This window comes from Rhizobium sp. IBUN, assembly GCF_000510625.1.
GTDB lineage: Bacteria > Pseudomonadota > Alphaproteobacteria > Rhizobiales > Rhizobiaceae > Rhizobium > Rhizobium altiplani.
This window is the reverse complement of record NZ_AZNV01000038.1, coordinates 8,411-28,893: the sequence shown is the minus strand read 5'-3', so window position 1 is coordinate 28,893 and position 20,483 is coordinate 8,411. Positions and strand designations below refer to the sequence as shown.

General features: G+C 65.7%; 5 protein-coding genes. All 5 read right to left on the bottom strand.

Going from position 1 to position 20,483, the window contains the following annotated elements; translation table 11 throughout:
- Nucleotides 1-278: 278 nt before the first annotated feature.
- The 5 genes from RHIBUN_RS0125895 to RHIBUN_RS0125875 all read right to left on the bottom strand — a co-directional run bounded on the left by RHIBUN_RS0125895 (nucleotide 279) and on the right by RHIBUN_RS0125875 (nucleotide 20,432).
- A complete protein-coding gene (locus tag RHIBUN_RS0125895) occupies nucleotides 279-1,127 on the bottom strand; it encodes a PhzF family phenazine biosynthesis protein (protein WP_025661796.1) in 849 nt (282 codons plus the stop codon).
- A 230-nt stretch (nucleotides 1,128-1,357) separates the two neighbouring features.
- Nucleotides 1,358-2,011, bottom strand: coding sequence for an HD domain-containing protein (locus RHIBUN_RS0125890; RefSeq protein WP_025661795.1), 654 nt, complete (start codon nucleotides 2,009-2,011; stop codon nucleotides 1,358-1,360).
- Nucleotides 2,012-2,099: 88 nt separating this feature from the next.
- Nucleotides 2,100-2,507, bottom strand: coding sequence for an NAD(P)H-dependent oxidoreductase (locus tag RHIBUN_RS33995; RefSeq protein ID WP_025661794.1), 408 nt, complete (start codon nucleotides 2,505-2,507; stop codon nucleotides 2,100-2,102).
- Nucleotides 2,434-12,180 carry a neuraminidase-like domain-containing protein gene (locus RHIBUN_RS0125880; RefSeq protein WP_025661793.1) on the bottom strand — a complete coding sequence of 3,249 codons (9,747 nt, stop codon included), beginning with the start codon at nucleotides 12,178-12,180 and terminating at the stop codon, nucleotides 2,434-2,436. Before RHIBUN_RS0125880 ends, RHIBUN_RS33995 begins: the two co-directional genes overlap by 74 nt.
- A gap of 26 nt (nucleotides 12,181-12,206) precedes the next feature.
- Nucleotides 12,207-20,432, bottom strand: coding sequence for a SpvB/TcaC N-terminal domain-containing protein (locus RHIBUN_RS0125875; RefSeq protein ID WP_025661792.1), 8,226 nt, complete (start codon nucleotides 20,430-20,432; stop codon nucleotides 12,207-12,209).
- Nucleotides 20,433-20,483 lie beyond the last annotated feature (51 nt).

The window sequence follows — 20,483 nt, the reverse complement described above, 5'->3', positions numbered from 1 at the left end:
GTTATTACACCTCTACCGGAACGCAGCTCGACCTCGGAAAGGAATTTGTCTGCGGCAGAGCTGGCCCGATACTCTCGACGATGCCGCTGTCAGCGGCTCGTCATTCGAGACGGGGCCCGGTCTACAGTGCGGCGTTGTCTAAGTCGAAGATTGGCGCCTACGAGCAGCTATCCGCGCGTGTGATTTTCGATGTAACGATAGCTCATCTCAAATCGGACTTTGCGAAAACCATCGGTAGCGATGCGATCATGGCGCCCAGCTAGCCTATAACCAGCACTTTAAAGGGCTGCGACGCCCTCTATGCAAGTTGTAACGTCGCCACCGACCCAAATCCGATCTTCGACCAGCTCCACATGAACACGTCCTTCCCGTCCAAGGACGGTACCTTGGCTGGCAATGTATGATGAAGAAGCGATGCCGTTACCAATCAACCATTGAGCGATGCCTGCATTTAAGCTGCCGGTTACTGGGTCTTCAAAACCGGCCGCGGAAAAGGCACGCACCTCGAAATCCGCTTCCCGCCCATCCTTTGCTGGATCCCAGGGGGCAACGACACCGACCCGTAATCCAGACAGAATGGCGAAATCCGGACGCAGCGCCAGCACGTCAGCCCTGGATCGCAGTTGGACAGCGAGCCAGCCAGGGCCATTGTCCACCCAGTTGGCATCGACGATGTCATCAGAGGTCAATCGCAGACCTTTGATGGCTCGCGTCAGTGTGTCGAGTTCCACCGGGCCTGATCGGCGCAGTTCGGGGGCTTCGAAAGAAAGTCGTCCATTGTTGCGCCGAATGTGGATTAGTCCCGCCTCGCACTCCTGGACAATCTCGCCGCTCTTTGGCCTTCCACCGGACGACAGCCATGTGTGGCAGCTCCCCAAAGTGGGGTGGCCCGCGAAGGGCAACTCAGCAACAGGTGTAAAGATGCGAACGCGGTAATCGGCATCTCCCGACCTCGGCTGTAGAAGGAAAGTCGTTTCGCTAAGGTTCGTCCAGCGCGCGAAAGCAGCCATCTCAGATGCGGTTAAAGAATCTGCTCCAATGACAACCGCCAGCGGATTGCCCAGCAAAGCTTTGGAGGAAAAAACATCAACCTGCTGGAATGAAAATTTAGTGACTCCATGTCTCATTGTGATGTCCTGGTGCCTTAATGTATGCAGCGTTTCGGGGCAGATTGGTTTACCGCCCTGTTTGGGGCAGCATTTGTCGCTATTTATAGCGCAATCAGAGAAGGAGGACTGTTCGCCTGTTGCGCTGGAACAGCGCGACGTAAGCGCCGACCTGGTCTTCTCCACCGGCAGTGCCTGAACGACAATCGTCCCAGACCCCCCGGAAGGGCTGTGGCCGGATGGCCACGGCATCAAGTGTCCGCTTTCGACGCAGTCGCTGGGGCAAGAATGCCTCGCTCGACGGCAAGTTCTATGAGCCTTGTGCTGAGGCTTCCCAAGGTCTCGGAGGCCACGCCGATCGGCCGCATGCGTCGATGCACGTCGGTTGTCGAGACACCCGCGGCGGGCCAGGTGCCGCCGTCCGTGAAGAAGTTGTGCAACAAGGGCTGCAAGCGATCGATGGCGTTTGCGAACCGCGATTCCGCAGAAACCTTCGCCTCGAATTCGTCCCACAGCGCCCGGAACTCTTCCGCCTGGTCCTGGGGCAGCAATGCGAATATCCGCTCGGCAGCCTTCAGTTCCCTTTCGGCCTGACTGGCGGCGCCGACGCTGTCGTAGGCGAAGGTGTCCCCGGCATCGATCACCACGACATCATGGATGAGCAGCATCCTGAGCACACGCAGAATATCGACAGGTTCGTCGGAATGCTCAGCCAGCACCATCGCCATCACCGCCAATTGCCATGTGTGCTCGGCATCGTTTTCGACGCGCGAGCGATCCAGCAGAGGGGTTCTGCGCAAGACTGTCTTCAGCTTTTCGACTTCCAGAATGAAGGCCAGTTGCTCGGCAAGGCGCTGATTGCCCAGGAAGCATCCGATAGAATCCGCAGTCATTTGAATGGTCACATCAATACTCCCTGGCGTTCGACACCCGCTGCCCACCGAGCTTCGGATGGTTCTGTATCGGCCCGTAGACAGTTTGTCGTGGATCCAATTAGCCTTGAGCGCATGCGAAGGAAAGATGCCCGAAACTCTCGGGTGAAGCGCCTTCCGAGCGGAACGACGCAAAATGAGCCTTGATCGCATGGGCTGTTTTCACCCTTGTCTCCCGGACGGCAGCCGCCCCGGAACCAGTTCCCTGAACGGAAAGGAACGTCAGGTCGCTCAATCCAACGGTCGCCAGGATGGTCGTCAGATAGGGCGTCACGAAATCCGGCTGACGCGCCTGCTCGCCGGAAAATCGGCCGCCGGAGGCAATGGCGACGAATACCGGACGATCCTCGAGCATGCCGACCTTTCCGCCTTCAGACGCTTGCGGCAGCGGTCGTTCAAACCTTGAACCGCGCGAAGAGCGTGATGTCCTGAATGCCGGCCGCCTCCTCGAGCTCGTCGGGCGGGTCATCGACCGCGATCGTCCAACCGACATCCGCTGCTTCCGGCGCGGCGAACTTGAGATCAACGGACTCGCCGGATTTCGTGCGCAGGCTGCCTACGACGTCGAGCAACGTTGGGTCGAACTGCTTGAGCATGTACGGCAGGAGGTCGGTGTTCAGGGCGACAGCGAGGCCCTGCCCCGCCTTGTAGCGGGCCCAGGCGTCCGGGAGTTCGTGGCGAACGCTGACCAGTTGATACGCTCCCGCTTCGTCGCCATGGGTGACGAGCGCGTTCAGCGCTTGCTTCAACTGGCCCTCGACCTGGCCGCGGAACGCGGCGGAGCCGGGCTTGGCGACATAGCGCATGGTCACGGCAACGTCGGTGATCGACCAGGTCTCGAAGGTCGGCACGACGTGCGGCATCGTCAGCATCCATTCGGAGTCGCAACCCGGCCCCTCGAACGGCAGGTAATTCGGGTCCTGCATCGAAAGCTCGAACAGGCCGGAATCCGAGCGGCCCGAGCTGAGCGCGATGGAGGCGCCCGTCACCGGTTCGTCCGGCGCGGCGGCTGCAAGATCGGGCGTCCTGCGGCGCCGGCTGCCTGTCAGCGCAAGCGTGCCGGTGACCGGGGCATATGGCCCCGCGACGCACGGGATTGAAACCTCGATCGTCTTGATGCGGCGGTCATAGTAGCCGGGATGGTCGATGTCGAACAGCAGTTCCGGGATGCGGAAGCTCGCCTTGCCGTCGCGCCGCAGGGCGTAGAGCGCAAAGGGATCGATCTGACGCAGCGAGAAGGTCCGCGTGAACTCGGCCAGCCGCGGCGCCGCATTGTAGGCGCGATCCATGGCGTTGAGCCGCCCCATCAGTTCGTGGCCGGCGACCAGTTCCTCCCGGGCGTCGGCCGGAGGGGCCATCCGCGTGAACGGCGTTTGCGGTTCGTCGCGCTCTGCCCGGTAGCTGGCCTCGGTCATCTGCGCCGTTTCGAGCGCCAGCGTGAACGCCTGCTTGTACAGCGCCCCCAGCCGTTTCGCCGCCCACTCGTAGAGTTCGGTCGAGGAGAACTTGTCCTTGAGATAGGTTTCGATGTTCGCAGCGTGCTCGGCCTCCGCCTCCTGCGCCTTGAGAGCCTTCTGGGCAAGGTCAACCTGGATGTCGCGTACCACGACCCGCCGGCGCGCCTGCAGCACCGCCAGGGCCGCCTCGTTCAATTCCTGCGTCCAGGTCCGCTCGCGCAGAACCAGCTCGGCCTGCTTGCGATGCACTCCAGCGAGGAACGTGTACATCTCCGCCGCGGCCTTCTTGTTACGGGCCTTGGCAGAGGCGGCAGCAGCAAAGAACGCGCCGCCGATCGACACCCCGACGCCCGCGCCGAGCGGCTTCGCCGCCGCCTCGAAATTCGGAATGATGCCGAGCACCGCGGCAAGGGTGTCGAGCAGCGACGCATCGAATGTCGCCTTCACCGCCTCGAACCCCGACTCGAGCTCCATCTGCTCTTCCTGCAGCACCTTGCCGGCGGAAAGCTGCCGGATGCCCGAGACGCTTTCGTCGGCTGCGGCGAGGACCAGCCCCGGTGCACCGGCGCCCAGGAAGGCCCCGACCTTGGCGAGGTCGGGGATCACCGAAAGGGACTCGAACTTGATCTTGTCGGCATCGACGAGAGTCAGCGAGCGCGCGGGCCGCACCTGGAATGGCACAAAGAACAGCGCTTGTTCCGGTCGCTCGCCCAGGAGGTCGGCAAAGTGATACCAGCGCTCGCGCAGCGAGTCCTCCTCATGCTGCGCCACGTCGCGCTCCGCCTCGGCCTCCTCGACCTGACGCTTGCGCATCTCCGTCATCAGGTCGCTCATTGCCTTTTCGTGGGTAGCGCGCTTGCGGGCGAGATCCTCGACATCGCGCCGCTCGCGTGTCGAAAGCAGCAGCTCGCCCAGCCTGATCACCGCGGCGGTGAGCTCCGCCGCCCGTTGCCGCATCACCGCGTAGCGCTGGCGCGGAAGCGGCTGCGTGATGGCGGAATAGACCGACGAAATGTCGACCCCGGCCGCCACCGCTTCGGCAAACAGCGCCGGATCGACCTGGGGGGAATAGAGCGGCAGCTGTATCTGCACGCCCTCGATGTTCATGCCGTTGCGAACCTTGTACAGCCGGTCGGCGACGAGATCCCAGAGGGCGAGCAGCTTGTCATTACGCGGAATGCCGAAATAGCCGATGGCGCCGCGCTGCAGGACACCGGTTGAAGCAGCATCTCCCCCGCCTGCCGAGCTCCCGACCGCACTGTTGAGCTTGCTCTCGAGCGCGAACATGACGTTGCCCATGGCATTGAGGTTGGGCCTGAGCTCGGCATAGCTCATCGCCGGTAGCGTTGCACGTTGCGGTATCGTCTCGGGCTTCTTGCCCATCTCACGCGCGGCGATCAGGTAGAACGGGAACGCCTGGTTCACGCTTTCCGGGGTGAAGGCCGACAGCAGCTTGTCGCCGGCCGCGACATGCAGCTTCACATCGAGCGCAACCACCCACTTGCGGTAGGCAAGCGGCCTGAGCCGGGCGATGCGGTGCGCCTGGAAGGGATGCAGCCGCATCGCATCGATCTGAGCCAGCACGTTCTGCTTACGCGGATCGCCATCGGGCAGCGACAGGTACGAGAGCATCGTCTCGAGGCGCGTGGCATCGATGTTGCGCAGACCCTCGAAGCGCCAGCAGCCCTCGGGGTCGGTTGCGAAGGGCGTGTAGACCGACTGGTGCAGCAGTTCGATGGCGGCCTCGTGCTGGCCGTTCTCTGCGAGCTTGGTCACGAGCGTCACGGGTGCATGGAAGAAGAGTTCCCAGTTGTAGTTGCCGTAGGGCGTAGACTGCGCGAAATCCATGCCTTCGGATGCGGGGGTCGTAACTCGTTCCTTGTTGGGGCTCGCCGCCTTGCCGAAGGTGCGGTTGGCAGGCACGGTGCCCTTCTGCATCCCCGGCGTGAGCAGCGCCGGCAGGCCGTCGCGCCGCACCACTTCGACGAACTCGTCGGCGAAGGGGTGGTGGAACGGTGTCACCGACAGGTTCAGCGCCGGCACGTCGACCGCCCGGAAGGTTGGTCCGAGGTAACCGATTTTGTCGATGCTCACCGTGTCCGCCCAGATCGGGGCATCAGGCTCCGCTGCCGTCTCTGCGAAGTGTAGCGGCGTGAAGTCGCTGACCATCGCGGCAACCCAGGGATTCTTCACCGGCTTGCTGGAGGAGGCCACCAGCGGCGCGACCACGGCGAGATCCCAAGGCTTGGTCTGGATTCCCAGGTCCGGCTTGAACTCGGGTTCGGTGACCTGCTCGTAGATGGTGCCGGAGCCCAGGCTCGGCTGCGCCAGATACGAGCGTCCCTCGAGATCGAGGAACATCGGCGCGTTGAACTGCGCCTGGTAGAACTGGTTGAGCGTCGTGAACCGCATGTCTTCGCTGGTCGAGAAGAGCTTCTCGCCGTCGGGCTTCTTCGCCGTGGCAACGACCTTGATGTCGCCGCGGGCGCGGAACCCCATGAACGACGCGCTGGCCTTCGAGCTGCCGAGCATGCGGAAATGGTCGCCGCCCATCCCGCCGCCATCGCCGCCAAACACCGTCATTTCACCGGTGCGCGCAAGCGTGAACCAGGCCCGCCCCATGGGACCGGTGGCGCCCGACCGCGTGGCGAGAATGAGATCGAGCGTTTCGCCCTTGGGGTTCGCCTTGAGGACGAACTGCGAGGGGTCGGGATTGCGAGGCGTGTGCGGAACGGCAGCGCCCCAGTAGTCGACGATCCCATCATCGTCCCACTCGAGAGGGACTTCGTCCGACTTGTACCACCAGGTCTCGAACAGCACCGAGGACTGCTGGGGCGGGGCCCAGCCACTAGGTTGCCGGGTCGTCCAGTTGAGCTTGACGTCCCAGTACTTGTTTGACCGCGTGGGCGTCACCTTGAGGTCGACCTGTTGCGGTGGGGGCTGATCGACCTTCCGGCGGAAAGTGGGCCAGAACAGATAGACCTGTCCCCTCCATGCCACCGGCAGGACATGTACGCCGGCCTCCTGCGGTGCCCCCGAGTTGCCGTCGCGGGCCTCCTGGCGGTCCGGATCGATGCCCTCGATCTCGACTTCTATCGGCTCCCAGTTGGTCCACTCCTCGTGATGCTGATAGCGGTTAAGCCGCCGGTAGAAATACTTGCGGACGGCCCCGCCGCGCGTGCGCCCCACCACGTGCAGGACCGACTTGAAGTAGAGCGCCTCGCGGCCTTCGAAGGTCTCCTGCAGGTAGGTGCCCATGACCTCGAGGGCCGAGACCATGCTGAATTCGCTGAGCAGGGTGCGGTACGCCATCTCGGCGTTGACGGGAGTGACGTCACCCTGCCCCACCGTCGACTCGAAGGTCTTGAACGCCGGCGACTTGTTGTCCCGCCATGACGGTTCGAGCAGGTCCTCGGGGTTAGTAAGGGTCTTGCAGCGCGCCGCCCAGACCGGCTGGCGCGAGATCGTCTTCCATTCCTCGACATCGATCTGCTCCGGCTCGACGCCGCTGGCGCGCTCGAAACCCATGAGGCAGCGCACCACGTAGATCTGGACCGCAAACATCGCCTGCCGGATGCGTGCGGTCAGCACGAATGGGTTGATGCCCGGGTCGATATAGAGCAGGTCGAACAGCTCCTCGGCGCTGCCCAACCCCTCGCGCTGGAGCAGGAAGGCGACGAGCGCGTCGCGGCTCTGCTGGCGGATCGGATCGGAAAGCTGACGCGAAAGGTCGAGCCAGCTCGAACGCGAGTGACGCGACGACACGCCCGAGGTGAGGCTCTTGAGCGCTTGCGGTGTGACCGGATCGGTTGTCACGGCGACGAGGTCGGCAACCGGCATCGGCACCCGCTGCATCACCCTGAGGCGCTGGCAGAGCGCGTCGAGGGCGGCCACCGGCGCCTTGCGCGCCTGGGCATCGTCGAGGGCGGGCACCCCCGCGCGCGGCACCGCTGCGACCAGCTCCGCGCTGCGATCGAGCCAGCTCGCAACCGCCGCGAACGTCGCGTCCACCCAGCCCCCGTTGGCGAGCGCGCGAACGGCCGCCGCGAACGCCGCAGGCCGCCGGGTTTCGGTGGCGAGTCTGACCAGCGCCGGCAACGCTTCGAGCGCTGCCGCAATCGCTGCGGTCTCGGCTGCTCCGCCGGGAATGGTAGCAATGGCCGAAACCGGCAGCACGGCGGCATCGCCGACCGCGAGCAGGAAGCCCGCGGCGTCGAGATCGGCCGCCAGCACCACGACTGCAATCCGGTCAAGGCCGCGCAGCAGCGTCACGACGGGCCCGACATCGGCACCCTCGGCTCGCCGCGCGGCAAGCAGCGAAATGGCCGGTGCTTCGTCGACGCGCAGCAATGCCGGCCGCGGCGCGCCATCGACCGTTGTATCCACCAGCAGCCGGCTAACGACTTGCGCCGAAAGATCGAAGACGCCGCTGACATAGGTCAGCACCGCGCTGCGCCGCCGGGCCTCGCCTGCGGCTTTGCGGGCGGCGATCTCCTCGTCCGAGAATGGACTGCCCGCGGTCGCGCGATCCGCCTCCTCCCGGCGGTCGGCATCGTCGAGCTGGTGCAGCGGATCGAGCAGTTCATCGAGCCCGGAACGGAGGGCCGCAATGGCTTCGTCGCTCCGTCCAGCCTTTGACGGGCGGTTGGCGAGAAGGTCGAGGATATCGGAGGTCCCCCCGATCGTCCGCAACCGCTTCACCCGGGCCACGAGAGAAAGCAGCACGTCCGGAGTGAGTGCCGCGGTATCGGCGAGTTTCACCCCACCGGTCGCCGTCACCAGCTTCGCGAGCTCGACGGGTTCGATGCCGAGCGCCTTTGCGAGGACCGCTGTGCGATGGATCGCGGACGCGCTGCCAATAGTGAGCTTTGCGACCCCCAGCGCGGTCGCGAGGCTGGCGAGCTTGTCCACCGACATCGACAGCACCGCCCCAAGGCCGGCGTATCCGTCGGCGACCGGTCGATCCACGGTGAGCGGGGCTCCCTCCGGTCCGCGGCGGAACTCCGGATGGATACGGGCGAGACCCAGGGGCGGAAACAGCGTGTCGTAGAGCGATGCCGAGCCGTGGGTCGCGATGTCGGCCACAAGACTCGCCGCCACTGGCCACGGCACATCGAGCATCGCCTTGAGCTGGCCCAGCCTGGCGAGGCGATCGAGAAGGTCCGCCGTGAATGTCGGGCGCGCGCTGCCGCCCACCGCGCTCAACATGACGTCGAGGTCCGAAAAGCTGACCTGCATCCGCTTGGCGAGCCGGACGAAACGGTGGAGCGCGAGCCATTCGGCCTCCTCGGCCAACAGGCTGGCGTCGAGGTGCCGCAACCACATCTCGTCGGGACTGCACCCGATTGGCGGCTGCAGCACGATGGTCGTCGACAGGCGATCGGCCCGCGCATCGAGCCAGGACTGGACCTCGGCCAGCGTCAGGCCGCCCAGTACCAGGGCCTTCGCCTCCTCGCTGTCTGGCGCCAGCACGAAGCCGGGCGCCCGGATCGCATTGAGCTGGTCGACGTCAAGGAAGATGCGCGACATCAATTCGGACGCATTGCCGGTCGGCACCTCGCCGCCGACGAAGCGTGTTCGCACCAGTTCGACCAATTGCACGAAGCTGATCTCGAATGCCTTGAGCAGGGCACGGACGTTCGCGACCCGATCCATCCAGCTGGCGCCGCCACCGAAGAGGTCAGCGGTGGCGACGGGCGCGTCGACGCCGGCAAAGGTCTTTCCGGTCAGGATCTCGTAGTCGCGGCGGAAGAGGCCGAGGAACTCTGCCGTCCACGCCGCCTGCTTTGCCGCGGCGTCTGCGGTCGCAAACAGGTCGATGACCTCGGCCCGGCTCGTCCCCCCGTGCTTGAGCTGGATGCGGGCTGTCACGAGCAGGCGATCATAGGGCAGCGACATGGGAAAGACCGCCCCACCCAGGACCGCATAGGCGTCGGCCGAGACGTTCTCCGGCGCAGCCGAAAGTTCTGCACCTGTCACTCCGGGGGAGGACTCGTAGGGCTTGAGCGGCACGTCGCCGCCGCTTGCCACCAGGGTCTCGAGGATCTCGTTGATGAGATCGATCGTCGGGATGGTGGTGTTCGTGTTCTCGCAGGTTAGCTTGATGTGGGCGAGATCCGGCCTGCGGCCGACGATGCCGGGAGGTCCGCCAAGCGTGAGCGACTTGCTCGGGTGGCCGATGAGCACGTCGAGGGGCGTGACCCCTGCGGCGTTGGGAAGGCAGCGCTTGTCGAGGAACTCGAACAGGTCGACGAGATAGGCCGCCGGTCCCGTCACCGAGCGGCAGTCGTCGCAGTCACACATCTCAGCGCCGCCGAACATCTGGTTCCAGTCCACGACGGGCGTGACCACCGCGCCGGCTCCGCCTCCGCCCTCCCCTTCTTCCTCCGCTGGTGGATCGCCTTCGGCCTCCATCGGGGAGAGCATATCGAACGCGCCCGCGGGCACGACGTCGTTCTCGTCCTGGTAGCCGCCCACGACCAGATTGGCGACCGTATCGGCAATCGCCCGCGACCGGTCGTGCACGTAGGAGAGCAGCACCGAGTCCCCTTCGGTGACGCCTGGGATCTGGCCGACGAAGGCGCTCTTGCTGTACCGGGCGATGTCGAGTGCGCCGCGGAACGGCAGGCCGTTGCTCGACCGCGCCAGGGTCAGCTTACCGAGGATGCCGGGATCAGCACTCACCTTGAACAGCCGCGCGATGCGTCGCACGCCCTCGATGGCCGCTTCCTTCTCGACCCCATCGTTCATCCCCTCGAACAGGACCTCATCATTGCTTGCGACGAGCTCGTCGAAATCGTCCGAAACGAGATCGAACGTGGTCTTTCGGACGGTGGCATTTAACAGGGCAACCGTGCTGGCAGGGACGGCGGCGCGATCCTGCTCCGACCAGTTTTCCGCAAGCCGCGCAACAACGGCGGTCGGGTGTGCCGACTCCATCAGCCCGGCGATCTCACTGACATAGATCGCTTCCGCATTGTCCCCTCCGCCCGGCACGCCTCCGACCTCCGCAACAAGCGCGGCGATGCGCTCCCGTCCCACGTTGAGCGCCAGCTCGCGTACCGACCTTGCGGTCGGGGCCTCCGCCTTGAGCGCCGCCACGAGCGCCTTGTTGCTCGCGGTCAGCGTTCCGAGCTGCAGGGTGTACTTAAGGTCATCGACATCGAAGTCCGGATTGCTCGCGCTGAGCTCAGACCAGAACTGGGCGCCCGTCGCCGCGTTGCGGGCGTTGGCGATCAGGGTCACGCGCTTGTCGGGATCCTCGATGACGGCCGCAATCACCTCGTCGATCGATCCCGACGCCCCGGCGTTCACGTCACGGATCGCGGCCTTGACCGCGGCGCCATGCAGCCTGGCTGCAAGTTCTGCCGGATCATCGAGGCCGGGGATGGTCAGGGCTTCGATGGCCGCCTGCAGTGTCGTTGCCAGTTCCGCCACCGAGCGCGTCGCGAAGGCCCGCGCATCGCGCGCCCCGAGGTGCCGTGCAAGGCCATAGAACGCCGCGGCCGGGACGTTGTCGAAGCGGTCCCCCACGAGACGGTGAGCAAGCACGAGATCGGCAACCCGCTCGACGCTTTCGCCGATCTCGCGTGCCGCAAAGGTGACGTCGCGGCTCTTGGCCTCGTCGAATTCGACGAGCGGAACCCGCTCCGTGAGCGGAGCCAGCGCCGCGATCAGCCGGTCGAACTCCGATTGCCCGCCGGCACGCAGTCCCGACGCACGGATCCGCACCAGTTCGTCCAGGCGCGCGACGATGCCGAGGCTCTTCTCGTCCTCGGGAACGGGAACCGGGCTGCTGATGAAATCACCCGCGCTCACCGGCAGCCTTACGATCTCGTGGTCTTTGATCGGTTCTTCGCCGCGGTACAGCACAAAGATGAGGTCGGCACTCCTTCCTGCAGGCGTCTCGGCGTCTTCGGCCGCGAAGGCTTCAGCGCTGTAGCGCAGCTCGAAAGCTCCCTCAGGATCGGTTTCCACCGTGCCGAGGTGATCGCGGAATGTGCCAATGTCGCGATCGAAGATCTCGAGCCTGATACCCTCGAGGGGACGACCATCCCGGTCGACGACGGTGCCGCGAACCCGGAAGCCGTCCTGCTCGCCGTCCGGCCTCACTACCGGCCGCTCGACCTCTAGATCGACGCGGAGGTCTTCCGCATGTTCGTGGCGATCGCTGCGCGCCAGTTCATGGCCATCGCGAGCATGGGCAGAGACGACGGGGTCGACGAAATCCTTCGCCATGACAATCCTGTCCCAGCCACCGGTGTACCAGGTCGGATCGTAGAAGGCCTGATAGGCGCCGTCGGCATTGGTGACCGCTTCTGCGCACCAGATCCCGCCGAGGTTGTCGCCATCGGTGACCCGAACGGTCAGCCCCGCCATCGGCCGGCCCTCGGGGTCGACGACCCGCCCCGCGACCCGATAGAAGATGCGCTGCTCGAACAGCAGCAGATTGACCGCCTGGGCGGTCGCCGCGTCGACCTCCCCCGGGTTAGGGGCGGCAATGTTGAGCTCCTCCTGCAGCCGCCTGACCATTGCCCTGGTGCCGGGCCCGTAGCTCGGCCCCTCTGCCTCGTCGTTGGGAATCTCGGAGTACCCGAGCTTGCGCAAGAGGACGTGCAGGCGACTGACGGCGAGGCCGATCGAACCGATGAGCAGCGTTGCCAGGGCAAAGAGCGGTACGGACATTTCAGCAGACCCCCGATTTCCCGGATTTATTTGTACTTCAGTCTGACAGGTGACTTTCCTACAAGTATTATGCCGGCGTTGCGGTCATTCTTCAGCAGTCGACCGGCGTTGCTCATTTCACGTTTGTCAGGAACCCAGCTCTTGCCTCCACGAATAGTGTCGACTGTCTGGATGTGAACTTTGTCCGTCGCGGACTGCACTGTAACGTCGGCAAAGACGGACCCTGTGTTTCCCCCGTCAGGCCCAGGGAAGCGGACTTCCGGCATTCGGTTGCCTCCCCCCTTCAGCTTGTAGTCATGGGAGATGAAGTCGTCGGCGATCGCCTCGTTCTGTGCCCGGACTTCCGGCTTGCCCAAACGGCCATCAGGATTGGGGACCTTTGGCGTTTTTGCTTTTGGAGTCGCTGGAGCCTTGGGGGTTTTTGGTGCCTTGGGCAGTCCACCGGCTCCGCCCGCACCCATGAACATGAACACCGGTGCCTTCAGTGCCCATTTCGCGTAGGGCTTCAGCGCCGCCCACGCCTTGCGCATCCCGGACTCGACGAGCCCGCTGGCGAAGGTGAAGAAGAGATTCACGGCAAGGTACAGCGCCTGGCCCGCAGCGCTCGCCCCCGATTTCGGGCCACGGCCCTCGGGGATGCCGCCCGAGACGGACTCCGCCGCCTCGTCCTGGCCGAGCAGCGGCGCCGAGATCAGGCCGGCAAACTGCGTGGTGTAGTCCATCTCGGTCAGCGGCACGGCATTGGGATCCTGCGGCCCCTTGCCGGTGCCGCCGACACCGCTTGTGCCTGGCCCGCCGAGCTCGACATAACCCGATCCGCCGGTGGCCTTGCCTTCGCCGCCTTTGGTCGTGCCCGGTTGCGACACATCGGCCGTGCCGGCGGGATCGCCGGGTCGGTCGACCGGGTCGGTGCCCTTGGCCTCCGCCCCGCCGCTATCAGCAGTGCCGCCCTTGACCCCCTGGTGCGCCGGCGTGCTGGCGCCGCCACCCTTGCCGCTGCCCGCCCCTTTCGCACCGCCCTTCGGTCCGCCCTTGAGATGATAGCTCTGGAAGGCGCCGCCGTGGGTGGCAGCAAATCCTCGCGCCCGCGCCTGCTGTAGCGCGGCATTGTATTTTTGCTGCCGCGGATCGACCGACTCGGTCCCGTCGGGATCGATGAGAATGATCGGCCGGCATCTAGCGTAGATGTAGATGTTGGGCCCGTCGCCAAGGCCTATCGGATCGCAGCTCGTCCAACGTGCCAGCCACGGCGCATAGTAGCGGGCGCCGCTGTAGTAGAGCCCGCTTTCCTCGTCGCGCTCCTTGCCGGTAAAGCGATACCGCTTGGGCGCGTCGCCACGTCCGCGCACCGCCTGGTAGGAAGTGCTGCCATAGGGAGTGTACTCTTCGTAGGAAATGATCCGCGCGGTTTCATCGAGCTCGAGGCTCGCCGATCCCAGGTGGTTGTGGAACTGGTAGCGCACGAGGCGCTTGGGCGATCCGTCGTCGATTGCGTTGCGCGTCTCGATAAATGCGACCCGGCCCTGGTCGTCCTCGATATGGAGCGTTTCGCGCTCGAGCCCGGCGCGCACGCCGGCATGCTGAACGAACAGCTCTGCCACGCCCATATATATGCGCTCGTCCTTGAGACTGCCGTCCGGCCGTTCGGTGACCTTGCGCACCCGCTCGCCGAACGCGTCGTAGACGTAGTACGTGCGCTCCCCGGCTCTGAGTTCGCCGGCTTCGTCGTCATCGTCGACCTTCCGCCGGGCCGTCATCGCCAGTTGATCGATATAGTCCCATGACATGGTCCCGAGCTGCGGCATCGAGAGCATGTTGCCGTGGCGATCGTAGGTAATCGGCTCGGCCACACCCCCAACGGCACTGGCGGTCAGCCGGTTCGAGGGGATCCAACTTCCTGCCTCCCCGAGCCTGCTCGCCTCCCGGTACGAGTAGGTCCGCGTCCAGCCGGGGTGGACGGGATTGCTGCCCGCATGTTGCATGCTGAGCAGGTTTCCCGCATCGTCGTAGGTGTAGCGCTCGGTATAGGCGCCCATCGCGGTGCCGTCGGTGGTCGCAAAGCTTCCGGCGCCGACAACGACGCGCCCCGAATCCTCGTAGCGGTGAGGCGCGGGCGGATTGGCGACGCCCGCGGTCTGCCCCAGATGCTCGCGGCCGGTCGCCGACACGATCCGGTACAGCGCATCGTATTCGTAGCGCGCGCTCGGCTCGACGCGGCGGTTGCCGAAAAAGATCGTCTGCTGCGCCCGGTCGATCACCTGGGCGATGTTGCCGACGGGATCGTAGGCAAAGCTCAGGTCCTGCAGGTCCTTGCCTGGCCATCCGGCCGGCGGGTTGGCGGGTGCATCGCCCGGGAACGTGACGGCGTCTCGCCGCGTGGTCAGCCGGTGGAGGCTAAACGTCAGCGGGTCGTAGCGATAGCTGGTGACGACGCCCGTCGCGCCCGCCCCGGCCCCGCAGCCATACGCAACGCTGACCCTCCGCCCCTTGGCGTCGTAGTCAACCGCGCTGACCGGAACGAGGGTGGCCGTCGCGACCGGCAGCAGGTCGTCGGGGATCGCCGCCCGGTCGAGCCAGACGCGGATCGTATCGACGAGGCTCGCTTCGTTGTAGGAGGGCTGGACGATGCTGATCGAGGCGCCCGCGACGTCACGGTGCGGCAGGATCAGTTGGATCGGCCGGTCGACGGCGTCGAACCGGTTGCGGGTCCGCCACCTCACGGGCTCAAGCCGCCCCGCAAGGGCCGCCTCGATCGCGGCCGGCGCATCGGGAAGGCCCGACCAGTCCACGAGGCCCCGATACTGCGTGCCGCTCGTCAGGCTGCGGCCGGCGGCAAGCTGGTTACCCTTGAAGTCGTGCTGCTCGGCGATGGCCGCACCCGCCTGGTCGAGGCGCAGCCATGTGCGGCCACGCAGGTTACGTGCCTTCGCCTCAGGATGCCCCTCGCCATAGACCACGCGCTCGACAAGGACTTCCTGCTGTGGAGCGCCGGCGACTGTTCCTGCCACATGGCTCCGGATCGGCCGGCGCAGCGCATCATAGGCCATGCGAAACACATGGCCACGATCGTCCCACGCGCGAATCGGCATGCCGCTGACGTCGGGCAGCGTGAAGCGGCGCCCCGCGTCCATGCTCTCTTCGCACAGCCGGTCGCCGAGCAGGTCGTGGAGGGCCGTCTGGATGACCCGGCCGAGCGGCAGGACGACCTCGTTGCCGGCGGCGTCCTTGAACCGCGTCAGCGCGTCCCGCACGGTGATGACGTTGCCTTCGATGTCGAGCTCCACCCGACCCGGCAGCAGGTGGTGCGGACCGTTCGGCGCACCCGGATCGGGTCCGTTGTCGGCAAGGGCCAGAAAACCTCGTCCAAGCACATCGCTGTGGGTGCGCAGTGGCGTTCCCGCCAGCGCTGCCGACCGGCCCGCCGCTTCCGTCTGCCGCACCCTTTCGTCGGCATCCGGATACCGTGCCGCGAACGCCGCCGCATGCTCGGGTGCCGTGCGCAGGCCATGCCAGGTCGGCAAGTAGGCATCTGCCGGCAGGTGGGCGACATATCCGGCAAGATCGGCGTCCCCGGCGGGGCCCGTGGCCCCTCCCAGCGTCAGGGTGTCGATGGCGTCGAAGTCGTACCTGCTCCAGGCGTCGAATACGGTCTTGGTCCAGCTGTGGTCGGGGTTGATCACGCCCACCACTCGCTGCAGCGGGTCGTAGAGAACAATCGCGCTGACCCCGACTGGCACGCCGGGCTCGAAGCGGTGCGTGTCGGTGAACCAGGACTCGTAGCTGCGAACCGCCGAGCCCTTGTTGTTGAAGATCGTCCAACCGCTGCTCACCCAGCGCGGGCCCACCGTCTCGTCGCCCATGACGGGCAATCCGTCAGGACCGATCTGGATGTGACCATCGGCATCGCGGTGCGGCACAACGCCCGGCTCGGCTTGCATCTTGTGGCCCACCTCGCGCCCAAAACCGTCCGAGTAGGAGAAAGTGAGCCGCAGCCGTGACGGTGCGCCGCCCGCAAGGTCGGAGACGTGGGTCTCGCGCGCCAGCGCCGCCGTTGCTGGCGGCACCTGCGTGAAGTCGTGAACCAGCCGCGTCGTTGCCGATCCGAGCAACACAGCGGCCAGCGGAGCAGGATCGTCCGCGGCGAAGAGAGCGGCGACATCCTCGGGATCGGGATCGTCGGCGAAGTCCTCGAAGCTGTCGCCCTCGGGATCGACGGCATCCGCCTTGCCCATCACCGCGGTGCCGACGACAAATCCGAGTGCGTCGAACCGTGCGGCGCTGCGGTTGCCGTTGGGGTCGCTCAGCAGCGTCGGCTGCAGGACGCGGTAGTCGCACGCTGCCTCGATGACATTGCCGACCGCGTCCTCGGACCGAACCGACATCAGGTCGAACTCGTCATAACCGACCTGCGAAGTCGCCCCGAATGGATCCACTGACCGGTAGGGGAGGAAGAAATGCGATCGCGCGAAGGCCAGTTCCGCCGCCGGCGACGCTTCCCCGAGAGGCGACAGGAAGTTCCTTCCCGAAGGTCGCCAGAAGCAACCGTCCGCATCGGTTGCCGGAAACCTGCCGTCTGCCTTGAGCGTCGTGCTCAGCACGTAGCCGCCGCTGTCGCTCCCCGTTCCGACGAGGATTGCAGTCGGATCGGGCAGAAGGTTCTCGTCGGGCTGGCCGTCGCCCTTTCGAATGAGCGCGGCGGCGAGCAGCTTGGGCGTCATGGCAAGCTGGTAGCTTTCGGCGACGAGCCCCTGCCTCCCCATTGTGCCGAGCGCGCTGAATCCGCTCAGATCGTTGCTCCGAAAGAGCGTCCGCACATGCTCGATCAGCCTGCGTTGTCGGCCCGCCGACGGTCGTTCCAGATAGTCGAGCGGGGTGCTGGCGACGGGCAGGCGACTGAAGCGAGGCGCACCTGGTGCTGCATTGGGTTCCACGAAATCGGCCGTGCGGAAGCGGCCACCGCGTCCGGTCCCGGTAAAGCCCGTGAGTTCGTAGCTGAGCGCTTCGTATGCCACCGGCGCACGGTAGGTATCCGCATCCTCGACCGGCACAGTCAGGCGATCCTCGCCATAGGAAACCAGCGTCGTCGCCTGCCTCGCCCAATCCCATGCTTCGAGCGCCTGGCGTCCCGGGTTCGGGATGCGCTGGAACTGCCCACCCGGCCCTGCTGCCCGTATTTCGGCGCGCCGACCGTAGGCGACGGTGCACGATTTGAGCACGTTGCCGTAGTCGTCGACCTCCAGCGTGAGTTCCTGGCTCATCCGGGGATCGGACGCATTACGCTCGTAATGGAGGTTCAGAGACTCCTCGGCATGCACCATGAAGACTGCGTAGCGATTGGCGCCACGCGGCTGCACGCATCGGACGGCAAACGTGGTGGTGGTCACCTCGTACGGCACGCCCTCGCGCTGGGATCCGTCGTCGGCATAGACCTCCCGCCGCAGCATCATGCCCTTGAGCGCACGCGCCGCCTCCGCGCGCTCGGCGAGGTCCAGGCCCTCGGGCAACTCCGGTTCCGGCGGCAGCAGGTCTGCGGTTTCCTCAGGACCTAGCCCCGGCTCCGCATACCACGCCCCCTTGTCGACGGCGGACAGCAGGCTCGTGAACAGCTCTGGTGCGCCCTGGGTCTCGAGCCACGCTCCGGTGTGGAACCATGTCTTGGTGTGAACCGGCGGCACATGCGATGCCGCTTCCTCGTTGGCGGCGTGAAGCACCCCGTTTGCAGTAAGCGTGGCGAATTGCTCGGTGTCCCACTGCTCCACCATTCCAAAACCGCGAAACTCGCGCTCGGTGCCATCGAAGAAGCCGTCCCGGTAAGCGTAGGTGGAAACGAACAGGCTATCGCTCACCTTATCGCGCGTCTCGACCCGATCGACGACATTCACCGGGAAAGGAAGGCTGGTGATCCAGGGCCGTCCGGCCGCCAGGTCCTTGAGATGGAAGCGCGATGAGGAGGCGTACCGGATCGTCGTCTCGGCGCCGAGGTTGTTGGTGATGCGGGTGAGCAGGTGCGGCTTGGTTCCGCCCATGAGGTCGACGTAGCGCAGCGGCCCACTGGCCTCGTCGAGGAGCGGCGACGACCAGACGAGGCACACCGTGCCGTTGCCGAACAGGTCGATCGGCGCGACCGACACGGCGTCGTCGACCCGCAGGCCCGGGACATCCGTGCCCTCCTTGCTCCAGCCGTTGCCCGAGAGGTTGAAGTAGAGGCGTGGGCCTTCGAGACAAAGGTGGATGATATCGCTGGTCCCGGATCCGTCGATATCGGCGAGCACGATCCGGCGAGGATCAAACGAGCCCTCGCGGCCGAGGTCCGGGGCGCGGTCCATCGTTACCTTGGGTCCAAAGCGGCCGTAGCCGAGATTGGGCCAGTAGCAGACCTCGCGCGCCGTCACCTTCACCAAGTCGGCCAGCCCATCGCCGGTCATGTCGGCGAGATGGATCGCCGCGTCGTTGCTGGCCCGCAGGAGCCGCGGTCCGTTTTCTTCGTCAAGCGGCAGGCCGACCGACCGGCCCTCGCCGAACCCGGCTTCGCCTCCCCCCAGGGCCGCATGCCATGTCAGCCGATCGTCGCCGGCTAGCATCAGGTCGAAGCGCCCGTCGCCATCGAGGTCGATGAAGCGCAACTCTGGGTCAGTCAGGTCGCGATTGAGGCGGTCGGCGAATGGCCGGTACGGCCCCCAGCCGTCACTTTCGCGTTCATATATTCCGGGCGCCGGCCCCTCCATGACCAGCAAATCGAGCTGGCCGTCACCGGAAAGATCGACGAGCACCCCCTCGCTCAGCCCCGCCCCTGGCCGATCCGCAACCTGCTCGACTGGACCCAATCGCCCTTCGCCGTCGTACAACGGGCTCAGGTTGCGCTTGTAGTACCACTGGCCGGCCTGTTCGGTGAGGATGCCGGCGACGCCGTCGCCGTCGAGGTCGACCCATTGATAGACGCCGCCGTCGATGCCAGCCGGCAGGTTCTCGAGGCTTTCTGGATCGATCGTCCCGACCGTGTCGCTGACCTTTGCTGCGCTGTATCCGAACTCGAGCCTGGGGAGGTCCCGTTTCAGGTAGCCGCCGCCCTTGCGCCGATGGCCGGACTGCGTGATCGCACGAAGGTAACTGTAGCTCGGCCCATCGGCCGCGTCGCCGCCTGAATGCTCGAGGGTCATTGACCGAACCAGTGTGTTGCGGCCTACGCCCGGCTTGTCGAAGTGATGAAACATCAGCACGCGACGACAGAGCCGGCTCGTCCGCACTTCAAAGCCCGGTCGTCGGGTGGAGAAGGGATCGGGGCGCGGCGCCCACTGCCTGGTTTCAGCTGGCACCGGCGCCTCGTCGTCGTGGTCGCCATAGTCGAACACGACCTCGAACAGCCACTCACCGGCGGCGATGCTCGCCGCGATGGCCTCGGTGTCCAGTCGGCGCGGACGCTGGCCCTGGGGGTCGAGCAGCGGCTTGCGGTTGCCATAATGGATGCGCTTCAGGTAGCGGTTGGCGGTGCGCGACTTTGCCGAGCGGTTTGCCTCTGATGCGGCACCTTTGTCGGCGCCCGCACTGTCCTCGGCCTTGTAGCGATAGAGAATGGCGTTGCCGCGATCGTCTCGGGTCTCGTCCACCAGCCAAGCGAAGATGCGCCCGGTTGGCTCGGGGTCGGCGATCCTGCTCTCGTCCGTCTGCCCGTAGAGCGTAAGCACGTTGTCGGCGGTGATCGAGCGCCAGTGCACATCGCGAGGAGTGTCGTTCCTGGTCCACCGCTCGATCCGCGCGATCTGCGCGCCGACCCGCGGGCGATAGCGCCGCACTACAAAGCCGTCAACCACATCCTCATGGACGATGGGGTGGCCGTCCTCGAGCGCCAGCTCGCCGCCGGGTTTTTTCCGAAACTCGGGAACAAGATCCTCGACGTCCGACAGGGTGAAGGTGTCGCTGTCGGTTGCGTCCTCGTAGCGTGGCAGCCCCTTGTCCGTCTTGCGCCTGATGGCGGGAAGATTGAGCTCCCAGCCGAAACCGTACGGGGAATTGCCGGCGCCCGAGTCATACGCCAGGGCCAGCGAAGGTCCGAAACCCGAGCGACCAGGGCTCAGGGCCAGCGGCACGCTCAGGGTGCCCGTGCCCGTCACCGGGTTAGTCGCGAACTTCTCACCGATACCGCGGATGGCGCCGCCGCCCTTGGGCAACGCGACGGACGGTGGAACGACCACGAACGGCTTTTCGGAGGCGGCCGTCGCAGCGAGCGTACCCGTAGCCGTGTCTCGTTCGGCCATTCCAGCCTCCCCACCCACCAGGGTGCGACCAGATTGCATTCGCCGTCGCGG